This is a genomic window from Cylindrospermopsis curvispora GIHE-G1 (assembly GCF_014489415.1).
In the GTDB taxonomy this organism is placed as follows: Bacteria; Cyanobacteriota; Cyanobacteriia; order Cyanobacteriales; family Nostocaceae; genus Raphidiopsis; species Raphidiopsis curvispora_A.
This window is the reverse complement of the sequence record NZ_CP060822.1, coordinates 2,711,140-2,730,431: the sequence shown is the minus strand read 5'-3', so window position 1 is coordinate 2,730,431 and position 19,292 is coordinate 2,711,140. Positions and strand designations below refer to the sequence as shown.

The 19,292-nt window shown below is 40.6% G+C and carries 18 protein-coding genes; 5 read left to right on the top strand and 13 right to left on the bottom strand.

The genetic code is table 11. The features are described from left to right. Positions 1 to 5: 5 nt before the first annotated feature. Positions 6 to 1,901, top strand: coding sequence for an ABC transporter ATP-binding protein (locus tag IAR63_RS12145; protein WP_187705457.1), 1,896 nt, complete (start codon positions 6 to 8; stop codon positions 1,899 to 1,901). A gap of 187 nt (positions 1,902 to 2,088) precedes the next feature. On the opposite strand, the gene IAR63_RS12140 is transcribed toward IAR63_RS12145, so the two are convergent. Continuing rightward, positions 2,089 to 2,586: an ureidoglycolate lyase gene (locus tag IAR63_RS12140; protein ID WP_187705456.1), complete on the bottom strand. Its 498-nt coding sequence runs from the start codon at positions 2,584 to 2,586 to the stop codon at positions 2,089 to 2,091. Between the two features lie 336 nt (positions 2,587 to 2,922). On the opposite strand from IAR63_RS12140, the gene IAR63_RS12135 reads away from it, so the two are divergent. Together IAR63_RS12135 and IAR63_RS12130 are read left to right on the top strand one after the other, a co-directional pair. Next, entirely contained in the window at positions 2,923 to 3,864 is a 942-nt protein-coding gene (locus IAR63_RS12135; protein WP_141303687.1) for a LysR family transcriptional regulator, read from the top strand. A gap of 27 nt (positions 3,865 to 3,891) precedes the next feature. Then, on the top strand, positions 3,892 to 4,926 hold the full coding sequence (locus tag IAR63_RS12130) for an anthranilate phosphoribosyltransferase family protein (protein ID WP_187705455.1): 1,035 nt from the start codon (positions 3,892 to 3,894) through the stop codon (positions 4,924 to 4,926). Here IAR63_RS12130 and panD read toward each other — a convergent pair. The 7 genes from panD to IAR63_RS12095 all read right to left on the bottom strand — a co-directional run bounded on the left by panD (position 4,895) and on the right by IAR63_RS12095 (position 10,973). Further along, positions 4,895 to 5,299: an aspartate 1-decarboxylase gene (panD, locus tag IAR63_RS12125; RefSeq protein ID WP_187705454.1), complete on the bottom strand. Its 405-nt coding sequence runs from the start codon at positions 5,297 to 5,299 to the stop codon at positions 4,895 to 4,897. The genes IAR63_RS12130 and panD overlap by 32 nt on opposite strands. Before the next feature lie 147 nt (positions 5,300 to 5,446). Next, a complete protein-coding gene (locus tag IAR63_RS12120) occupies positions 5,447 to 5,956 on the bottom strand; it encodes an inorganic diphosphatase (protein WP_057177217.1) in 510 nt (169 codons plus the stop codon). Between the two features lie 127 nt (positions 5,957 to 6,083). Continuing rightward, entirely contained in the window at positions 6,084 to 6,272 is a 189-nt protein-coding gene (locus IAR63_RS12115; RefSeq protein ID WP_057177247.1) for a TLTLP motif-containing protein, read from the bottom strand. Positions 6,273 to 6,570: 298 nt separating this feature from the next. Beyond that, positions 6,571 to 7,350: a hypothetical protein gene (locus tag IAR63_RS12110; RefSeq protein ID WP_187705453.1), complete on the bottom strand. Its 780-nt coding sequence runs from the start codon at positions 7,348 to 7,350 to the stop codon at positions 6,571 to 6,573. 37 nt (positions 7,351 to 7,387) lie between these two features. After that, positions 7,388 to 8,359 carry a S1 family peptidase gene (locus IAR63_RS12105; protein WP_187705452.1) on the bottom strand — a complete coding sequence of 324 codons (972 nt, stop codon included), beginning with the start codon at positions 8,357 to 8,359 and terminating at the stop codon, positions 7,388 to 7,390. Positions 8,360 to 8,488: 129 nt separating this feature from the next. Next, positions 8,489 to 9,475, bottom strand: coding sequence for an Npun_F2552 family protein (locus tag IAR63_RS12100; protein ID WP_187705451.1), 987 nt, complete (start codon positions 9,473 to 9,475; stop codon positions 8,489 to 8,491). Between the two features lie 88 nt (positions 9,476 to 9,563). Next, positions 9,564 to 10,973: an aspartate ammonia-lyase gene (locus tag IAR63_RS12095; protein WP_096543529.1), complete on the bottom strand. Its 1,410-nt coding sequence runs from the start codon at positions 10,971 to 10,973 to the stop codon at positions 9,564 to 9,566. 254 nt (positions 10,974 to 11,227) lie between these two features. Here IAR63_RS12095 and bioD point away from each other — a divergent pair, with 254 nt between their 5' ends. Then, complete coding sequence (gene bioD, locus IAR63_RS12090) at positions 11,228 to 11,920, top strand: dethiobiotin synthase (RefSeq protein WP_187705450.1); 693 nt, start codon at positions 11,228 to 11,230, stop codon at positions 11,918 to 11,920. A 7-nt stretch (positions 11,921 to 11,927) separates the two neighbouring features. On the opposite strand, the gene IAR63_RS12085 is transcribed toward bioD, so the two are convergent. From IAR63_RS12085 to IAR63_RS12065, 5 genes are all read right to left on the bottom strand, one after another. Then, the gene (locus tag IAR63_RS12085; protein WP_187705449.1) at positions 11,928 to 12,686 is read right to left on the bottom strand and encodes a YebC/PmpR family DNA-binding transcriptional regulator; all 759 of its coding nucleotides are present in this window, start codon (positions 12,684 to 12,686) and stop codon (positions 11,928 to 11,930) included. Between the two features lie 46 nt (positions 12,687 to 12,732). Then, complete coding sequence (tatC, locus tag IAR63_RS12080) at positions 12,733 to 13,521, bottom strand: twin-arginine translocase subunit TatC (RefSeq protein ID WP_096543523.1); 789 nt, start codon at positions 13,519 to 13,521, stop codon at positions 12,733 to 12,735. A gap of 60 nt (positions 13,522 to 13,581) precedes the next feature. Beyond that, complete coding sequence (locus IAR63_RS12075) at positions 13,582 to 15,756, bottom strand: lytic transglycosylase domain-containing protein (RefSeq protein ID WP_187705448.1); 2,175 nt, start codon at positions 15,754 to 15,756, stop codon at positions 13,582 to 13,584. A gap of 105 nt (positions 15,757 to 15,861) precedes the next feature. Continuing rightward, the gene (locus IAR63_RS12070; RefSeq protein WP_187705447.1) at positions 15,862 to 16,467 is read right to left on the bottom strand and encodes a hypothetical protein; all 606 of its coding nucleotides are present in this window, start codon (positions 16,465 to 16,467) and stop codon (positions 15,862 to 15,864) included. Between the two features lie 120 nt (positions 16,468 to 16,587). Next, positions 16,588 to 17,892 (bottom strand): FAD-dependent hydroxylase, encoded by a 1,305-nt coding sequence (locus IAR63_RS12065; protein WP_187705446.1) that lies wholly within the window; start codon positions 17,890 to 17,892, stop codon positions 16,588 to 16,590. Between the two features lie 254 nt (positions 17,893 to 18,146). On the opposite strand from IAR63_RS12065, the gene pstS reads away from it, so the two are divergent. Further along, positions 18,147 to 19,184, top strand: a complete 1,038-nt coding sequence (gene pstS, locus IAR63_RS12060; protein WP_187705445.1) for a phosphate ABC transporter substrate-binding protein PstS — start codon at positions 18,147 to 18,149, stop codon at positions 19,182 to 19,184. Positions 19,185 to 19,292 lie beyond the last annotated feature (108 nt).

Below are 19,292 nucleotides of genomic sequence, written 5' to 3'. Positions count from 1 at the left end.
CTAAGATGATCATCTACCCATTTCAGAAAAAATCCGACAAAAAGCCCCGCAAACCAGACTACCGCCAAAATCAAAATGACTGGCGGTTATTTTTGCGTTTAGTTCCCTATGGTCGTAACAGTAAATATCTACTTGCATTATCGCTACTTTTGCTTGTACCGATTGCGATCGCCAATTCCATACAACCATTACTAATTGGACAAGCAATATCATTAATTCGTCAAGAACCGGGGACTTACAAATTTCTGACCAGTCGCAGTTTATGGGAAGGACTAGGAATCATACAAGCACTACTACTAGCAACAATGGTAGTGAGACTATCCTTGGTAGGGGTTCAGAGTTATTTAGTCCAAAAAGTGGGGCAGAGAATTACTGCTGCAATTCGTCAAGACTTATTTAGTCATGTAACATCTCTATCCTTGAGGTTTTTTGAATCTACCCCGGTAGGAAAATTGGTTACTAGATTGGTTAGTGACGTAGAAAGTTTAGGAGATGTATTTGCCACAGGTGCTATTGGTATTATTTCTGATATATTTTCGATGTTAGTGATTACCATTTTAATGTTCACAATTCAGTGGCAACTTGCCTGTTTACTAATATTGATTTTAGTGCCAATTTCCTGGTTAATTATCTACTTTCAGAAAGAATATCGTCAAGCAAATTATAAATCGAGAGAGGAGCTATCAAAGATAAATTCTCAACTGCAAGAAAATATTGCTGGTATTAACGTAGTGCAGTTATTCCGACGACAGAAATTAAATGCGGAATTATTTCGTGCCACCAACACAAAATATGTTGAACAAGTTGACACTACCATCTGGTATGATTCAGCGGTTTCCGCCACATTAGAATGGGTTAGCTTAATTGCTATAGCGGGTGTTTTATGGGTTGGAGGTTATTTATTATTGGGGCGAAGCATAACCTTTGGTATTTTATCAGCATTTATACTGTATGCTCAACAGCTATTTGACCCCTTACGAAACTTTGCTGAGAAATTCACAATTATTCAGGGTGGATTTACTGCCATTGAAAGAGTCAGCAACATTTTAGATGAACCCATAGAAATTAAAGACCGGGTCAGTCCTAAATTTTCACTATTAGACAATCAGGGTAACTATATAGGTGAGACCATTAAGAACTTAGAAGAACAGAACTTTATCACCCCTTCAGCATTAGGAGAAATTCGCTTTGAGAACGTGTGGTTTGCGTACAAAGATGATGATTATGTACTCAAAAATTTAGATTTTGTCATTCACCCTGGAGAGAAAATAGCCTTAGTGGGTCCTACTGGAGCGGGTAAAAGTTCAATCATTCGTCTTTTGTGTAGACTTTATGAACCCACAAAAGGACGTATTCTAATTGATGGTATAGATATTCAGGAGATACCACAAATTGAGCTAAGACGTTACATGGCAGTAATTTTGCAGGAAGTCTTTTTGTTTGCTGGTGACGTAAAAAGTAATATTAGTTTAGGAGATAACTACACATCAGAAGAGATTGAGAGCGCTGCAGAAAAAACCAATGTTGCCAGTTTCATTCAAGAGTTACCTCAAGGTTATAATACGGAATTAAGAGAGAGAGGCACAAATATTTCAGGGGGACAAAAACAACTATTAGCATTTGCGAGAGCAGCCATTCGTAATCCACAAATTTTGATTTTAGATGAAGCAACTGCCAACTTAGATGTGGGAACTGAAGCACTAATTCAACAAGCGTTAAATCAGTTGTTAACTGCAAGGACAGCTATAATAATTGCCCACCGGTTGTCAACTATTAGAAATGTGGATAGAATTTTTGTTTTAAAAAGAGGTGAATTAATTGAACAGGGAAGTCATCAGGAACTAATCAATCAAGGGGGACTTTATGCAACTTTACATAATTTACAAATGTTAGGCAGTTAAGTGGGTGGGTGGAATTAAATATAAGATGAACCTAGGTTGGGTTGAAGTATGAAACCCAACGCCCCCATGGGTTAACCCATCCTACAAATAATTGTGCCTCCTTACTTAGAGTTAGAGCAAGAGGATAGGGGGATAATTAATATATATTATGTATTATATGAGGTGTATTCACATACCTATTGCTAGACTACAGTACAATCTGAAAGGTTAATCCATTAGTTTTTAAAAAATCATGGGTGAAATGATCAACAAGATTCGTATCACTAAGTTCTAAATTATAAAAATCAACAAAATCATGATAGAAATAGGGACCTGCGTGCCAAGTTCCTACTTCTAGTTTGATAAAACAGTTACCGGGAATGTGAAAGACCACTAACTTATCTAAAATGGGTTCCCTATTATTATTCTCTGGTGGACAAACTGCCATAAACCAATCCTTCCCTTCCAGAGAACCTAGACACTGAGTACATTCAACATGACGAGTTATCTTATGAAATCGTGTTCCTTGTTTTTTTAAGCGCATAATATAGAAGCGTGTAATACCATTCTCTAAACTTAGTTGAGCATCTGTATAGTCAAAAATTTTATCGTCTTTACAAGGAAAGATCACCTGTCCATAAGGTTGGAAACTTTCTGGAGTGATAAATTGTGCCATTAACTCCTGCAATTTTACAGCTGTGTTCACGAAATACTCCCTAGATACAAATTTAGTCAAAAATATTATAGCCCTAGTCACCTGCTTCAAGGGTGGATCATTTGTGGGGTCATACACCTCCCCCCATATTTATGAGCTTGAGTTAATAATGAATTAATGATCAATTAATGCCCAGTTAATACAAGGTTAATACAAAACCAATATATAGCCCTCCCCCCTTGCAGATAAAACTAATACTAGGTTAATACTCAAATATTGAGTCGATTGCTATTACAACAAAAATTGTCAAAAGTTTGTATCATAACCTACTAAAATGATGGAATCAGAATTTTAAGTCAAAAACTCGGGATACAATTCCTGTTAATTATGCGTTTAGAGCAGTTGCAAGCCTTTTTAGCGATCGCCCAAACAGGTAGTTTCCAACAAGCTGCCAAAAAATGTGGGGTCACCCAATCTACGATCAGTAGGCAAATTCAGGGTTTAGAGGCAGATTTAGGTGTAGAGTTGTTTCATAGAAACACTCATGCTAAGTTAACATTAGGTGGTGAAAGATTACTACCGCGTGTGAGAAAAATTTGCCAAGAATGGGAATTTGCAACCCAGGAACTAACGGATTTAATCAGCGGAAAACAACCAGAATTATGTGTTGCAGCAATCCACTCTATTTGTAGTTCCTATTTACCGGAAGTGTTACAAATGTTTTGTCACAACTATCCTCAAGTACAATTAAGAGTCACCTCATTAGGTAGCGATCGCTCTTTAAAAGTATTGAAAGATGGTCTAGTAGATTTGGCAATTGTGATGTACAACAAGTTTCTAATTACTGGTAAGGAAATGGTGGTAAAAAACCTATATGAAGAGCCAATAGAAGTATTAGTAGGAATCAATCATCCTTTAGCGGAATTTAGATCCATACCGTGGAGTGAACTAGTTAAATATCCCCAGGTGGTATTTAAGGATGGTTATGGAATGCAGCGACTAATTCAAGAGAAGTTTGATCAGCTAGGAGCAGTATTAAAAGCAGCATTAGAAGTGAATACTTTAGATGCTTTTCGGGGTGTGGTGAGACAGGGGAAACTGATAGCTTTATTACCTCATTCAGCGCTAATTGAAGCCAAGTTTGATCCTAGTCTAGTAGTACGTTCTCTCAACAATAATGAGGATAAAGATCATGAATTAGGAGGGGATTCTAGTTTCACTCGTCGGGTGGTGATGGTAACTACCCAGGATCGGTTAAAAATACCCCCCATAGAACACTTTTGGCAATTAGTAGCTGACCATATCCCTCCAAAGCAGTCTTTGTCTTGATTCCCCATTAACCATTCACAGTTTCTTATGTCCCATATATTTAGAGAATTTATCCGCAAAATTGGTAGCGGAAACCACACCTCAGAAAATCTCAGTCGTCAAGAAGCTTATACAGCTATGAAGATGATGTTATTATCTGAACCCACACCTGTACAAATAGGCGCATTTTTAATTGCCCATCGGATTAAACGTCCCACAGGTGAAGAACTAGCAGGTATGCTAGATGCTTATGATGAACTAGGTCCTAAATTGAACCTAACTAACTATCATGAAAATCCCATAGTTTTTGGTATACCCTATGATGGTAGAGTCCGCACAGCTCCAGTTAATATCATTACTGCTTTATTGTTGACAGCAGCGGGTAAACCTGTAATCATGCACGGAGGCGATCGCTATCCCACCAAGTATGGTTTACCCCTAATAGAAATTTGGCAAAACTTAGGAATTAATTGGGCTAAGGTATGCTTAGAAACCACTCAAAAAATATTTAACATAACCGGTATTGGTTTTATACATACACCCAGTCATTTTAGCTTAACTAAAAGTCTTTGGGAATATAGGGAACAACTGGGGAAACGTCCACCACTAGCAACAATGGAATTAATTTGGTGTCCTTATGTAGGTAATGCCCATATTATTGCTGGCTTTGTCCATCCTCCCACAGAGGGGATGTTGCAAACAGCTTTAGAGATGAGAGGAGTGAAACAATATACCTTTATCAAAGGGTTGGAAGGTAGTACGGATTTACCAAAGGATCGGACTGCGATTATTGGCACATCAGCTTCCCAGGAATTACAAAGACTGAATTTGGCATCCCGGGACTATGAATTCAGCAATAAGAATGTACCCTTACATAGTCCAGAGCAGCTCATGACAGACATCAAATCTATTATTGGAGGAGAAAGCAATGAGTTGATGGAGACAGCTATTTGGAACGGAGGTTTTTACTTATGGCACAGTGGTATTAGTCCACACATGTCAGCAGGAATAGATAAAGCTAGAGAACTACTCCATAGCGGTCTAGTAGCTGCTAAACTACACCAATTACTCCAGATCCCCTAATGTACTGATCATCATAATTTCTCACCTCTAGGATTTGATTCTTCTCGTTGACAATTACCACCCTAGGACAATACTCCTTTAATTCTTCCTCAGTAAATTGCCCATAGGTCATGATAATCAGGCGATCGCCCGTTACGCCCAATCTAGCTGCTGCTCCGTTCAACTCAATGATCCCCGAGTTAGCTGGTGCTGCGATCGCATAAGTAATGAACCGCTTGCCATTGTTCTTATTCACCACTTGTACCTGCTCGTATGGTAGAATACCAGCCTCATGTAAAAGAACTAGGTCAACACTGATACTACCCACATAATTAACATTTGCACCAGTTAGGGTACAGTTGTGAACTTTAGCCAAAAGTAGAGTACGCTGCATTTCCTTAAAAGTTGTTTGCCAACATATATAGGGGAAAGGGGAAAAAGGTGGGCAAAAAACGAAAAAAGTGCCAGATTGGGACTGAAGTAGTGCGCACAAGCCTCTTTTTTGTTTTCCACATCCACCAAAGAACCTGTTGTTGCGTCCCTACTTAGCAGCAGCGACACACTTTTGCACTAAAGGTGCAACCTTATCCGCATCATGCCAACCGAGAATTTGTGTCACCTTCTTCTCCAAATTTTTATAACTACGGAAAAACTCCGCAATTTCTTCCAACCTATGAGGAGGGATATCCTTCAGCGAGTTTACATGGGCGTAGCGAGGATCCTTGACGGGGACACAAAGGATTTTTTCATCCCGTTCACCACCATCAATCATTTCCAGAAAACCAATAGGTCTAGCTGGGATAACACAACCAGGGAAAGTTGGTTCATCCATGATCACCATTCCATCTAGGGGATCTCCATCCTCAGCTAGGGTGTTAGGAATAAAACCATAGTCATAAGGGTATTTGACGGAAGAATAAAGCACCCGGTCCAAGGCGAAAGCATTTAATTCCTTATCAAATTCGTATTTATTCTGACTCCCACCAGCAATTTCAATCAGCACATTAATCACACCTGGTTTAGGTTGAGCAGGAATAAGAGATAAATCCACAACAAAACTCCCGTACTAACAGTTAATTTATTTAGAACCCGGAGGTTCTCTTGCTAGATTTTAGGATAATTGTGCTATGTTCACATCCTTTTTGAGAAATCTGATTTTATATCTGGTTAGTTCATGGCTATGGTTTATCTGTTGTCAAATTGTAGATTACCGGTTGTGGTGGATTCTGAACTTCCGCTGAGGAATAATGGGAGATGATTAGTACAGGCATAATTAGGGTTAAAAGAGCAATTACCGTTCCCACAATATCTGCTACACGTTGGGAGTATGTGTTAGACAGGTTAGTAGACGGGCCATTTGAATCCATAAAAAGTTTGGTTTGGGTTTTCCCTAGTGGTTCCACTCTTCTTGTTTAAAAGAGAGTTTCCCTTCCATTCTAGCTACTTTTCTTGGTTTGGGTCAGTGGTTTTAAAAAACTTAATTCTCCACTTTACTTTTAAGAAAGTGTGGAACCTATTAATCATCTATCAGAGTTGACTAAGTAGGGAGGCGCAATTATTTGCAGGACGGGTTAGCGGTAACCCATGGGGGTGTTGGGTTGAGGAACGAAACCCAACCTACGTTAATCTTATATTTAATTCCACTCACCCACTTAGAAGTAAAGCTTATTGAGGAACACATCTGGAATTAAATCCGTAGACTTCCGGCCACTTTTCCACTGTGCCCTTGCCAATTCTCACAATTCTAGCGTCACCATTTTCGAATCTTAAGCGAATCCGTATTTCTCTTGGTTGTGCACTTCTGAGGAAGTTGGCAGTGCCCTGATCTACTGCAAAAAGAGTAGTAGCCATGTACCAATTGCTAGATATTTGCTTGTTGGAGTTTTCTGCTGGTTGATTGTTTCCACCAAAGAAAATTCTACCTATAAGGTTATTCACACTAGTTCCCTGTGCTTGGGTATAGGTATAAGGAACCTTAAATCCTCTCACTTGGGTGCTGGGGTTCCGTTCCAGTTCTATAATTTGATTATTAACTCCTATCTCTAGGGTTTTGGGGACTAATTGCTGTAATTCCGCTTGACCATCATTGGGTGATTTTTGCACCACCACTTGTAAAAAACATCCATCTACATTGCTTCCCCAAAGGGAAACAATCACAAACCTACCTGGAAAAGGCTGAGAAAATGGTCCGGACAAACCACTCTCTGGTTCTCCGTGTCGGTCTATAACAACCTTCCCTGAAATAATATCAACCAAAGAGTCCTTAATGTTGGCTACTTGACTAAAGGGGAAACCACCTGCACCCCAGGGTATTCCCTTGGCTACATTTAAACTATCCTGATCTATTACAGGTTGGGATTGGGCGATCGCCTGTTGCTGATTGGTATAGAAACAACCTAAAACGAGCATTACTGATGAAACGGTACTTAAACAATTCTTCCACATAGTATTCTCCTCCTGTGTAATCTTAAATTTTGCAAATCTAACAAACAGTACCCGGGCAAACTGCTGGTACACTAGGTGGTTTGTATCTAGTGGGTCTTCTGGGAGAATCACCGGGAGCTACTGGTGGAGGAGGGGGAAGTACCGGTTGTACAGCGCTGGTGGGAGGTTGTTGTCCCGTCAACGAGAAAAAGGTATTAATGGGAATACCCGCATTAAACCCTGTCTTTCTCCCGGAAGATGCTCCTGTTTCCCTCTGTCCAATTATTTCGCTAATTCTTGGGCGTTTACGACCCCGGGTTTCTGATTCACCACTATCCTGATCAATATCTGCTAATCCGTGAATACCAATAACTCTACCAGAACCATCAAACACTGGCCCGCCACTATTACCAATATAAGTAGCAGCACTATATACCAAACTATAACCCATTTGTCCCTTGGGATTCAAAGTAGCTAATTTACCGGGCGTAATAGTGAAAGTCCTATTTTTACCTTTGTTGCCAAAAATGGCAGGAAATCCGGCCACAATCACATCAGTACCTAGTTTCACCTGACCGGAGTTTCCCAGAACAGCTACGGCATAATTTTCCCCTGATTCAAAAGTTACTGTTGCTAAATCTGGATCACTTGGTCCTTTCTGTAGTACCTGACGATCTTTAATAGGATATTCCTTACCCGTACTGGTCTGAATAGTGTACTTAAGACCCGTTTCGCATGCTACCCTTTTTCTCGCCAGTGCGATTTCATCAAGATCGCAGACAACGTGATTTGCGGTTAATACGGTGTAAATTCTACCTGATTTATTAATAATTACACCTGAACCTCCATCCGCTTCCTCGCCCTTTTGATTATCAAAGATATTGATTTTAACGGTGGTTTTTTCCGCTATTTCTTCCACTCCCCCTGCTGCCAAGCACACTTGTACCCCAGTAGCCATAAAAACTAAAAGAGTAAATCCTGACACCATGTAATTTTTTACTAGTATTTGATTAAGTAAACCCCTGTTCATGGCTAGTTAAAACCTTAACTCTACCTCAACCACATTATATAAATTACATACAAGATTTGTCACCTACTTTATCTTTGTTTTCCTCGTACTTCACATTTCCATAAGTCCCCACTCCCACCCCTTTGGCTTTTAACCTCGACTGTAAGCACCCATTGGTTCCTTGATAAACCGGATATAAAGATGTTTGAAAGTTGACTTAATTACCCGGGGCATAGCAAAATCAATGGGCATTAAATTATCAGGTAATCGCCAGTCTTCTATTTGTAACAAATCTGGAGATAAATGGGGAAATTCTATATCTGTCAATTCAGGAGAAATACCCAAATTTTGGGCAGCTACCATGGTAGGTACTTGCATGGGATCAACTTTGAGTATTTCTAATACTGCTCGGTCTAGGGCAAACACATTCTCTGATGCGCCTAAAACACCTAGCTGACGAGGTTCACCACCACTCGGTCCATTACCTTCATGACCAATAATCCCATCCAAAATAGTCAAACTAGGATTAATTGTTCTAGCAGTTTCTACCAACATTTCTCCGAATTTTTTGGCATCTTTACCTGCTTCCATGTGCCACCAAGCTTTCATCTTTCCTGGGACACAACCAAACAAATTCTTTACTCCCATAGTGACTGTTAATTGCATGTGGGATTTCACTTTTGGTAAATTAATAATCACATCTGCTTCCATAGCTTCCTTCGACAAGAGCAGATGATTAAATTCATAGCTTTTTCCGGAACCCTCAGGACAGGTATAACGTTGACCACGAAATTCCACAATGGGAATGTTCAACTCCTCTAAAAGTGGCAGCAATCCATTGGCCGTGGCCACGCCCTTAGCAGTACCAAACGCCGGACTATCTCCTAGAAAAGGTTTGCCACCAGCTTCTATCACTTGCTGCGCAACAGCGCGAATCAGTTCTGGACGAGTGGTACATTCCTTGGTGGGTCGGGCACCTGTTAATAAATTGGGTTTCAATAGTACCCGGTTTCCAGGTTTAACAAAAGCTCCTATTCCCCCCAGGGGATCTAATAGGGTGGTTAGGGATTCTTTTAAAGCATCCTGTTGGTAGGATGTGGCTCTAATTAAACTAACTTGTGGTTTTGTTGTCAGCATAAGTTAAGGAGTGGTTAATTGATTTTACTTAATTCATTTTAAATTGATTGTAAAGGCGAGTTTCAAGTTTCCCCATTCCCCCAAAAAATTAGCACAGTGGAACAATAGTACTCATTTGTTCCAAATCTAAAACCAAGGCCAGTTGTTCTTCAGTCATTAGACCCCTTTCCAAAACAATTTGTCTTAGAGATTTCCCCGTTTCTAAGGACTCCTTGGCTACAGCAGCAGCATTTAAATAACCAATATGAGTATTTAATGCTGTAACTAAAGCTAAACTTCCCTCAGCATAACCTAAACATCTTTCTCTGTTGGCAATAATACCCTGAATACAATTATCTGTCAAAGCTCTAATTGTATTACCTAATATCTCAATACTATGAATCAAGTTATAGGCTATAAGCGGCATCATCACATTTAATTCTAATTGTCCCGCTTGGGCAGCAAGAGCGATCGCCTGGTCATATCCCATAACCTGAAAACAAACCATAGATGTCATTTCTGCCATAACTGGATTATACTTACCTGGCATAATAGAAGACCCTGGTTGTACGGGTGGTAATTGAATCTCTTTAAATCCGGTTTTGGGTCCAGAATCCATCAAGCGTAAATCATGGGAAATTTTCACCATATCCTGTGCCAGATTGCGCACTGCACCAGAAGTATTAACAAATGCTCCCATACTTTGCATAACAGCCATTAAATGGGGCGCTGGTTCCAGGGGAATTTCTAATAATTGGGAAAGCACTTCCACTACCCTTTTGCGGTATTCGGGGTGAGTGTTCATTCCCGTACCAGCTGCACTTCCCCCTAAACCCAAGACCATCAAATCCCCAGAAGCAGTGTATATGCGATTTTGATGTTCACTAAGAATATGGGACCAAGCTCGAAAATTCTCCCCTAACCGCACTGGAACCGCGTCCTGAAGGTGGGTTCTTCCCGATTTAACAATGTGTTGAAATTCCACCGCTTTTGCTTCTAGGGTGGCAATTGCCTTTTCTAATACGGGATGTAGGGTTTGGGTTAGGGCCAATAAACCACCTAGTCTAATAGCTGTGGGAATGACATCATTGGTAGACTGACCATAGTTAACATGATCGTTAGGACTAACCCGCTGGTAATTTCCTTTCTCATCCCCCAAAATTTCTAGGGCTCGATTGGCTAGAACTTCGTTGATGTTCATGTGGTGGGATGTACCTGCTCCTGCTTGGTAAACATCTACCACAAACTGATCCCGTAATTTCCCCCCTAGTATTTCGTCTGTCGCTTGAACTATGGCTTTACTTATATCTAAGGGTATACAACTCAACTCACCATTAACTATTGCAGTTGCTTTCTTAATGTACAAACAGGCATCTACATAGCTGGCTAGTGGCTTGATTCCACTTATGGGGAAGTTCTCCAGGGCGCGTTGGGTTTGGATCCCATAATATACGTTATTGGGAATTTGGCGATCGCCCATGGAATCCCGTTCAATGCGAAAATCTATATTACTCATAATTACTCACATAGTTAATGATAGTTTATTGGAGATTAGGTGGGTGGGTGGAATTAAATATAAGATGAACGTAGGTTGGGTTGAAATATGAAACCCAACACCCCCATGGGTCTCGTTACTCGACCCATCCTACAAATAATTGTGCCTCCCTACTTACGCCAAAATATAAATTATCCCATAAGTGATACTATAGTAGTGTTAGGATCCTCCTTTTCCATTTGTTCACTGTGAAACATACCTGAATACCCGCTAATAAATTGTCTAACACACTACTAATCGCTGGAACTGATACAGGTGCTGGCAAGACCATATTAACCTGTTCTATAGCGGCTTACTGGCTAAAATACTTTCCCCAAAGTCGCTTGGGAATCATGAAACCTTTACAGTCTGGTGTAGGTGATAAAGAAACCTACCAGTCACTTTTTACCTTAGATCAGTCCGAGGAAGAAATCACCCCTTTGTATTTCCAAGCACCGTTGGCACCCCCAATTGCTGCGGCCAAGGAAAATCGGACCATTGATTTGGGTTTGGTTTGGCGAACTTTTCTCAAATTACAAAGGGAAAGGGATTTTTTACTGGTGGAGTCCCTCGGGGGTTTAGGTTCACCCGTAACGGATGAATTGACCGTAGCTGATTTGGCGGGAGAATGGCGTTTACCAACGGTTTTGGTTGTTCCTGTTAGATTAGGTGCGATCGCTCAATCCGTAGCTAATGCGGCTTTGGCTAGACAAGCCAAAATAAACTTATTGGGGATTGTTTTGAATTGTAACCAACCTCGTTCGGAAGAAGAAATAGGGGATTTAACTCCGACCCATTTAATTGAGTCTTTAACTAACTTTCCAGTTTTGGGTTGTTTACCATACCTAGAAAATGTTAATGACTTAGAAACACTGGCTGAGGTTGGATCCAACTTGACAATTCCTGTACTGTCTCGATTAAAGGTTGGTTGAGTTCGATTCATCTAGCAAATGCTTGGATAATATTTTCCGCCATATCAAAATTAGCTGTTACACTTTGCACATCATCCAACCCTTCCAGGGTGTCAATCAGTTTTAGCAGGGACTTAGCTTGGTCTACATGGGTAACTTCCACTTCAGTTTGCGGAATCCAACGTATTTCCACCTCTGTGAGTTTAAAGTCTTTAGCTTTGAGTGTTTGACTCAATTTCTCTAGGTTGGACACCTGGGTGAAAACCTCAGCTACTTGTTGGTCAATCATTTCATAGCTCTCAGCATCACCGACAAGGGATGCTTCTAATAGGTTTTCTTCATCCTCCACCCCTGTAACTATACAAACTCCCCTTTGGGTAAACATCCAACTGACACAACCAGTTTCTCCCAGATTTCCCCCATTTTTACTGAAAGCAACCCGTAAATCCGCTGCGGTTCGATTGCGGTTGTCTGTTAATGCTTCCACTAATATGGCTACCCCACCTGGTCCATAACCTTCGTAGCGAATCTCTTCCAAACTATTACTATCACTACCTAAAGTACCCGCTCCTTTGGCGATCGCCCTTTCAATATTATCATTGGGGATACCTGCTGCTTTAGCTTTATCAATAGCTGTTCGCAGTTGGAAATTTCCTGTGGGATCTGGTATGCCATTTTTAGCAGCAATAATAATTGCCCGGGAAAGTTGAGTGAAAACACTGCCTTTTTTGGCATCTACTACCGCTTTTTGACGTTTAATATTTGCCCATTTACTATGTCCTGCCATAACCAGCACCAACAACACTAATTAAGACTAAACTAATACTAAACGGTTATTTCTCCGTTAGTTTGACTAAACCAACACCACCAAAATATAAAGCCAGGACTGCTCCTGCTAATAGACTTTGGGTGAGGGGATCGGTGGAGGGTGTTAACACTGCTCCTAAAATCATAGATAACATAATCACCAGTCTCCAACCATTGAGCATTTGCTGTGACGAAACAATTCCTAACTTGCTTAGCAATAATTGAATAACTGGAATTTGAAAGGCTAAACCAGTACTAAATAATAGCAACAGAATAAATTCAAAATATTTTTCAATTGACCATAGCTGTTCTACTACGTCAGCTCCATACTTAACAAAAAATTGTAAAGCGGCAGGAATAAGTAATAAATAGGCAAATACTAATCCACCTAAAAACAATATACTAGAGCCAAAAACTATGGGAGCTAATAGTCGGCGTTCACGACGAGTTAAACCGGGTAAGACAAATTGAATAATTTGGTAAAGAATCACGGGACTGGATAGAACTAACCCGCTATAACCAGCAACCTTGAGGGAGACGAAAAAATACTCTCCCGGTGCTAATTGCAAAAATTTAATCCCTTGAGCTGGTATTTCTAGTAGTCGCACCAGGGGTTTGACTACTAGAAAACAACCCACAATACCTACTACCACCGCAATTAAAGAATAGAAAATCCGCCGTCGCAGTTCTTCCAGATGGTCAAAAAACGGCATTTCCACTTCGTCTGGGAGTTCATCTAGGGGGTCCACAGGTAAATTACTGGTGTCCTCAGCAAAATCTATGGTTTCTGTCTCTGTTTCTGGTAAAGGTGTCATGAGTTGGGTTGAGTTGGCAACATTCCTTAACTATTTTACATTTTATCTTTTTACCGTTGGTTAATTTCCAGATTTGGCGTATTTACTAACTAGCGCTGAAATCTCTGGGTTATACAACCGTAAGTAATTCCAATAATTCCCCAACACCTGACGCACATAATTTCTGGTTTCCCCAAAGGGTATTTCTTCCACAAATTCGTCGGGATCCTGTTTGGGTATGGTTCGTAACCACTTGGCAACGTTGCCAGGGCCTGCATTATAACTGGCGATCGCCAACATGGAATTATTATTATATTGCTGGTGGGTATGATCTAAATACCAAGTTCCCAACATAATATTATCATTGGGGTCTTCCAGGTTAATAGTCTTCATATCCACACTAATTTGTGGTGCTATCCATTTAGCTGTATTTGGCATCACTTGCATTAAACCCACAGCACCGGCTACTGATTTAATTTTAGGTTGGAACATTGATTCCTGTCTCATTAAAGCTATTACCAGCAGCGGATTCAACTGACGAGATGAAGCCCACTTCTGTATTGGTTCTAAGTACAACATGGGATAACGTGCTTGCCAATAAGTAATTTGTTTACTTAAAGCACCATATTCCGCCCTCTCCTCCGGGGTTTCCCTATCTTCTAATCGAGATATCTTAGCAATCCCAATTAGGTTATCACCCTTTACTAAACGCATCAATCCTTCCGTGAACTGTTCTTTTACCGTGGGCTGATTGTTATTTTTAAATCCCGTCTCCCATTCATACCAGGCATCCCGATCTTGTGCCATTAAATACAGTTCTTTGAAAGTATCCGTACCAGCAGGGGGTAAAGGACGTTGGGGTGAGGTAATTTGGGGATTGAGTAGGCGTAAATTATTAAAATCACCCACATCCCATCCCAGGATTCTAGCGGAACGCCAAGCATAATAGGACTGGGGAAAGTTAGCGAGTACGTACTCATAGGACTTACGAGCTTCCTCGTTTTTACCCAGTAGACTTGCCCATTTACCTACCCAAAAACTGGCTCTTGGTGCCAAAATGCTGCCAGGATTCTGGGTAGGAATTGGTTGTGCCCACTCCCATGCACCAATATAATCCCGGTTTTTAGCTTTATTCAGGGCAGTTTGCCAACGGTATTCTGTGGCAGCATCAGAACTGCTATATTTACTTAGAAGTAATTTCCAGGTTTGATTAGCTGACTGATTATCCTTGAGACTGGTCAGCAATTTAGCCTTTTGTGCTAGTGCTTGTGGTGCTTGAGAAGGGAATTGAGCAATTATTTGGTCAAGATAGGGTATGGCATCCTTCCCAGAAGCCATTTCTGCCAGTCTTAATAGGGCTGTTCCTGTTTCTTTCTCTTTAGGAAACAGCTTGACTTGTTGTTTATAAATTACAATTGCTGATTCCCGTTTGTTGTCTATTTGTAAGCCCCTGGCAATACGATATAGATTTTTAGCAGTTTGAGGAGCATTTTTGTAAGCACTGCTGGCTTTAACAAACTCATTATTATCCCAATATGCTGCACCAATCACTTCCCAATCTGCTGGGGTAAGTGAAGATTGGGGAACCAAGCTATGTAAAAAACCTACAGTTCCTGGTTCATCACCAGCATACTTAGCCAATATTAATTGTAATTTGGGTTGATTAGGGTTTTCTCGCAGACGATTGCGGATAATTTCCCAGGTTAGCGGATGGGAAGGAAATTCGGCGATCGCCCGTTCCTGTAGTTTTGGCTGTCCAATGAGATACATAGCTTTCACCGCTGCGGGACTTTTTGCATAATCCCTTAATACCCTTTGACGCAGGTCAGAAGCTAACCCTTTTTCCCCCAACATATCTTGAGCCTGGGCTTGTTTCAATAAAATATAAGGTGCCAAAACTGGATAATCTTTTTCCAAACCCACCAATAATTCCAACGCTGGTTTACCTTGATTAGTTTGAATATAATCACTAGCCAACACATAGCGGGCCCTTTCTCGGTCTGGAGAGTTTCCTTTTTCAGCAATTTCCCTGAGCTTACTCGATCTTTCTGGTAAAGATTGAGCCACAGTCATGCCAATAGCTGAAGGAGATTGGTCCATTTGAATTGACTGATTTGCTTCTACCTGACTGGGGTCAAACCATTTGCTCAAGGTTTTTTGCGCCTGGGGAAATGAGAACCCCACACCTAAGAGAAAGGCGCCCAGCCCTGCTCCTGTAATTAAATAGACTTGCTTGTTTTGTAGTTTTTTTAACATGAATACTTACTTCTAGCCTAGCCAACGGTTTTTTGCCAATCTAGCACTAGCTCAAAAACTTTGGGAATCAATCTGCCATTTCATAGGATATTCGGGAACATAACTTTATGGTAACAACTTAAAAGAATCACAAAAACCCTGCATACTTCTAGTCAAAAACCTTTGTCTTTTTTGAGTGGTTTCCGCAGTAATCTGATAAAATCTGTTGTCAACTAAAAATATTCTCTGCTTGACAACTTTACCGTCAGGAGTAGTATAATTCACTTCCATGCCCACATTATCACCCAAGGTCTTTTTTTCTTCACTGACAATAGTTCCCCGAACTCTCTGTAATGCTGTACTTTTGCCCTGCTCTATAGCTTGTTCTACCAGATTTCTACTTCGTAACAATTGAATATATTGTGCTGGATAATCAATGTAGGCAACCGTATATTTTGCCTCCTCCTGGGGACGATTTACGGTAAATAGATTTACCTGTAGTTCCCCATTATCACTGGTCATCTTTTGCTGGCTAAGCCTTGGTGTACCCGGAAACAACACGCTAAATTTTCCTTCCTGGGAGGAAAACCGCTGCCATATGGATTTTACTTGTGCTAATTGGCTAATAGTTGGAGTTTGACCAGTTGTGTAGTGATTATGTATAAACAAACTAACTAAGGGAAGTGAAATAACCGATACAAGCGATATCAATTTAGTAGTTTTTGTAATCATAGTAAGTAGGGAGGCACAATTATTTGTAGGATGGGTCGAGTAACGAGACCCGTGGTGTTGGGTTTCATACTTCAACCCAACCTACGTTGGTCTTATATTTAATTCCACTCACCCACTTAATCATAACTGGTTATTTAGTCCATGGAAGTTGGTATTTAGCGATAATTGAGCTAATTGGGGGGTTCTACCCTGGAAACCAATCATTAATTTTAGGGCAAAAACCTTTAATATGGGTATCCTCTGCATTAACCATAAACCTAGACGACGAATAATGACCATAGGTAAGATGTTATTGGAGAATATACGGTCTAATAGGTCTGTAAACCCTAAAATCGCCAAATTTTCATTTTTGCGCCAGCGTTCATACTGCTGCAGAATCTGGATGTTACCAATATCTTTTCCTTGCTGGTGAGCTGTTTGAATAACTTCAGCTAAAGCAGCAGCATCCCGGATACCTAAATTTAAACCCTGTCCACCCACGGGATGACAGTTATGAGCTGCATCACCCACCAAAGCCAACCGGGGGAGAACATAGCGATCGCTTTGCATTAACTGTACCTGAAAAACAAACCGCTCTCCCAGCAATTCTAATTTACCCATCTGGTGACCATAGCGACGAGTCAATTCTGCCAAAAACTCCTCATCACTTAAAGCGCACAGGGTCTTAGCTTCTTCATGGGGAGCAGTCCACACAATACGACACCTATTACCAGGTAGGGGTAAAATGGCAAAGGGCCCGCTCTGCCAAAACTTTTCATAAGCGGTGTAGTTGTGGGATTTCTCAGGTCTGACAAAAGCGACTATACAAGACTGCCAATATTTCCAACCCTTCGTTTTAATTCCTGCAGCTTGACGAAGAGGGGACTTAGAACCATCAGCAGCTACCATTAATTTAGTGCGAAACACTTGATCTGCACCATTTATTTGAATATTTACAGTTACTATGTCCCCACTAGTTTTAGTGCTAACCACAGTAGCAGGACACAAATAAGTCACATTGGCACAAGTTCTGACAAATTCCTGGAGGGGTTCCAACAGGGCAAAATGCTCTGCCACATAACCCAGTTCCGGTGTTTCTCCCCCCAAATCGGATGTTTGAAATTTGACTACATTTGGATATTCAGCATCCGATAGAAACACTTGTCTATACTTGGCAATGTGAGGGAGAATTTTTCCCCAAATACCAATACCCTGAAAAATACGTGCTGATAACATGTGTATAGCATAAGCTTGTCCCTTAGCTACTGCTGTGGATGTCACCTGAGCTTCCACCAAAAGAACAGTTAAGCCTGAATCCTTCAAAGCAGCAGCTAAAGTTAAACCAACAATACCACCACCCACAATCATCAAATCATAATCATGGCTTTCTGTGGTGGTTAGTCGGGAGTTGGGAGTTTGAGCAACTTCAAATGATGAAAACGACATTTTTAACCTCAGAAAACCTCTTACCTTCTATTTTTACCTAACTCTTCTTGGAGAGCAACCTGAATCAGCTGGAACGGGTTACTTTCCGTATTCCAATATACTTAAAAAATCCTCAATCAAATCTTAACCAAACCTTAATCTTTTATTTAGCTTTTATTAAAAAAATCTTAATCAGTGGGCATAAAGCTAGATTTGGGACGTAACTTCGTCAAGCAAACAATGGCTAGTATAATATCCCTTAAACACGAGGTAACATGACATTAACCACTATTTTCCGTCCGGTAGTTTCTACAGCAGCACTAACAACAGTCCTAGGTTTTAGTCCATTATTAACAGCAATTGCTCAAGCTGAGACATTAAATGGTGCAGGTGCGACCTTTCCTGCTCCTTTGTATGAGCGTTATGCAAGGGAAGTGAGAAAGAAACATCCAGAATTGAAAGTTAATTACCAAGCGATTGGTAGTGGTGGTGGTATTCGTCAAACTATTGCGGGCACAGTAGATTTTGGTGCCAGCGATGCAGCTATGAAAGATGACGAAATAGCTAAAGTTAAAAACGGTGTAATTTTAGTACCAACAGCTGGTGGTGCGGTTTCCGTGGTTTATAACCTACCAGGAGTCAATAGACTAAGACTGTCTCGTAAAACCTTACCTGACATCTTTTCTGGTAAAATTACTAATTGGAATGATCAGCAAATTAAAGCAGATAACCCTGGTGTTAACCTACCAAATCAACCAATCAGATTTGCAGTTCGTGCGGATGGTAGCGGTACAACCTTTATCTTCACCAATCATCTCAGTTCTATAAATCCTTATTTTAAGGGTAGAATAGGAGCTAATACCGCACCAAAATGGACTCTACCCAACGTTTTAAAAGGAAAAGGAAATCCTGGTGTAGCTGCTTTAGTAGCTCGTACTCCTGGGTCTATTGGTTATGTAGAATATGACTATGCTACCAAAAACAACCTCAGATCTGCAGAAATACAGAACAGGAAAGGAGAATTTGTCGCTCCTTCCTTAGCAGCTTCTAATGCAGCTCTATCAACCGTGACCTTTCCTGCAAACTATCGCGTATTTGTTGGTGATCCAGCCCAGGGTTATCCCATTGTTGGTTTAACCTGGATGATGATTTATCAAAAGTACTCTAATCCTTCTAAAGCTGATGCTATCAAAAAGTGGATTAACTGGGTACTTAAAGATGGTCAACAGTTTAATGACGACCTAAATTACACAAAAATACCTCAGGACGTGGTTAACCGGGTTTTACAAACTGTGAATAGCACTGTTAAGTAAGGCTTTTTTAAAAGATGGGGGAAAGGTGGTTTGGCTTTTAACGAGCCCCATCCCCCTTTAGTCACTCTATATCAACTCGAGCAGTCACTCAAATTTTTGTTCTTTTTT

What these genes read in the sequence shown, in the direction of transcription:
- IAR63_RS12070 (WP_187705447.1), bottom strand. Translation starts at nt 16,467, where the DNA reads ATGATTACAAAAACTACTAAATTGATATCGCTTGTATCGGTTATTTCA.
- IAR63_RS12065 (WP_187705446.1), bottom strand. Translation starts at nt 17,892, where the DNA reads ATGTCGTTTTCATCATTTGAAGTTGCTCAAACTCCCAACTCCCGACTA.
- IAR63_RS12110 (WP_187705453.1), bottom strand. Translation starts at nt 7,350, where the DNA reads ATGTGGAAGAATTGTTTAAGTACCGTTTCATCAGTAATGCTCGTTTTA.
- IAR63_RS12135 (WP_141303687.1), top strand. Translation starts at nt 2,923, where the DNA reads ATGCGTTTAGAGCAGTTGCAAGCCTTTTTAGCGATCGCCCAAACAGGT.
- IAR63_RS12145 (WP_187705457.1), top strand. Translation starts at nt 6, where the DNA reads ATGATCATCTACCCATTTCAGAAAAAATCCGACAAAAAGCCCCGCAAA.
- IAR63_RS12115 (WP_057177247.1), bottom strand. Translation starts at nt 6,272, where the DNA reads ATGGATTCAAATGGCCCGTCTACTAACCTGTCTAACACATACTCCCAA.
- panD (WP_187705454.1), bottom strand. Translation starts at nt 5,299, where the DNA reads ATGCAGCGTACTCTACTTTTGGCTAAAGTTCACAACTGTACCCTAACT.
- pstS (WP_187705445.1), top strand. Translation starts at nt 18,147, where the DNA reads ATGACATTAACCACTATTTTCCGTCCGGTAGTTTCTACAGCAGCACTA.
- IAR63_RS12130 (WP_187705455.1), top strand. Translation starts at nt 3,892, where the DNA reads ATGTCCCATATATTTAGAGAATTTATCCGCAAAATTGGTAGCGGAAAC.
- IAR63_RS12100 (WP_187705451.1), bottom strand. Translation starts at nt 9,475, where the DNA reads ATGCTGACAACAAAACCACAAGTTAGTTTAATTAGAGCCACATCCTAC.
- IAR63_RS12085 (WP_187705449.1), bottom strand. Translation starts at nt 12,686, where the DNA reads ATGGCAGGACATAGTAAATGGGCAAATATTAAACGTCAAAAAGCGGTA.
- IAR63_RS12075 (WP_187705448.1), bottom strand. Translation starts at nt 15,756, where the DNA reads ATGTTAAAAAAACTACAAAACAAGCAAGTCTATTTAATTACAGGAGCA.
- IAR63_RS12105 (WP_187705452.1), bottom strand. Translation starts at nt 8,359, where the DNA reads ATGAACAGGGGTTTACTTAATCAAATACTAGTAAAAAATTACATGGTG.
- tatC (WP_096543523.1), bottom strand. Translation starts at nt 13,521, where the DNA reads ATGACACCTTTACCAGAAACAGAGACAGAAACCATAGATTTTGCTGAG.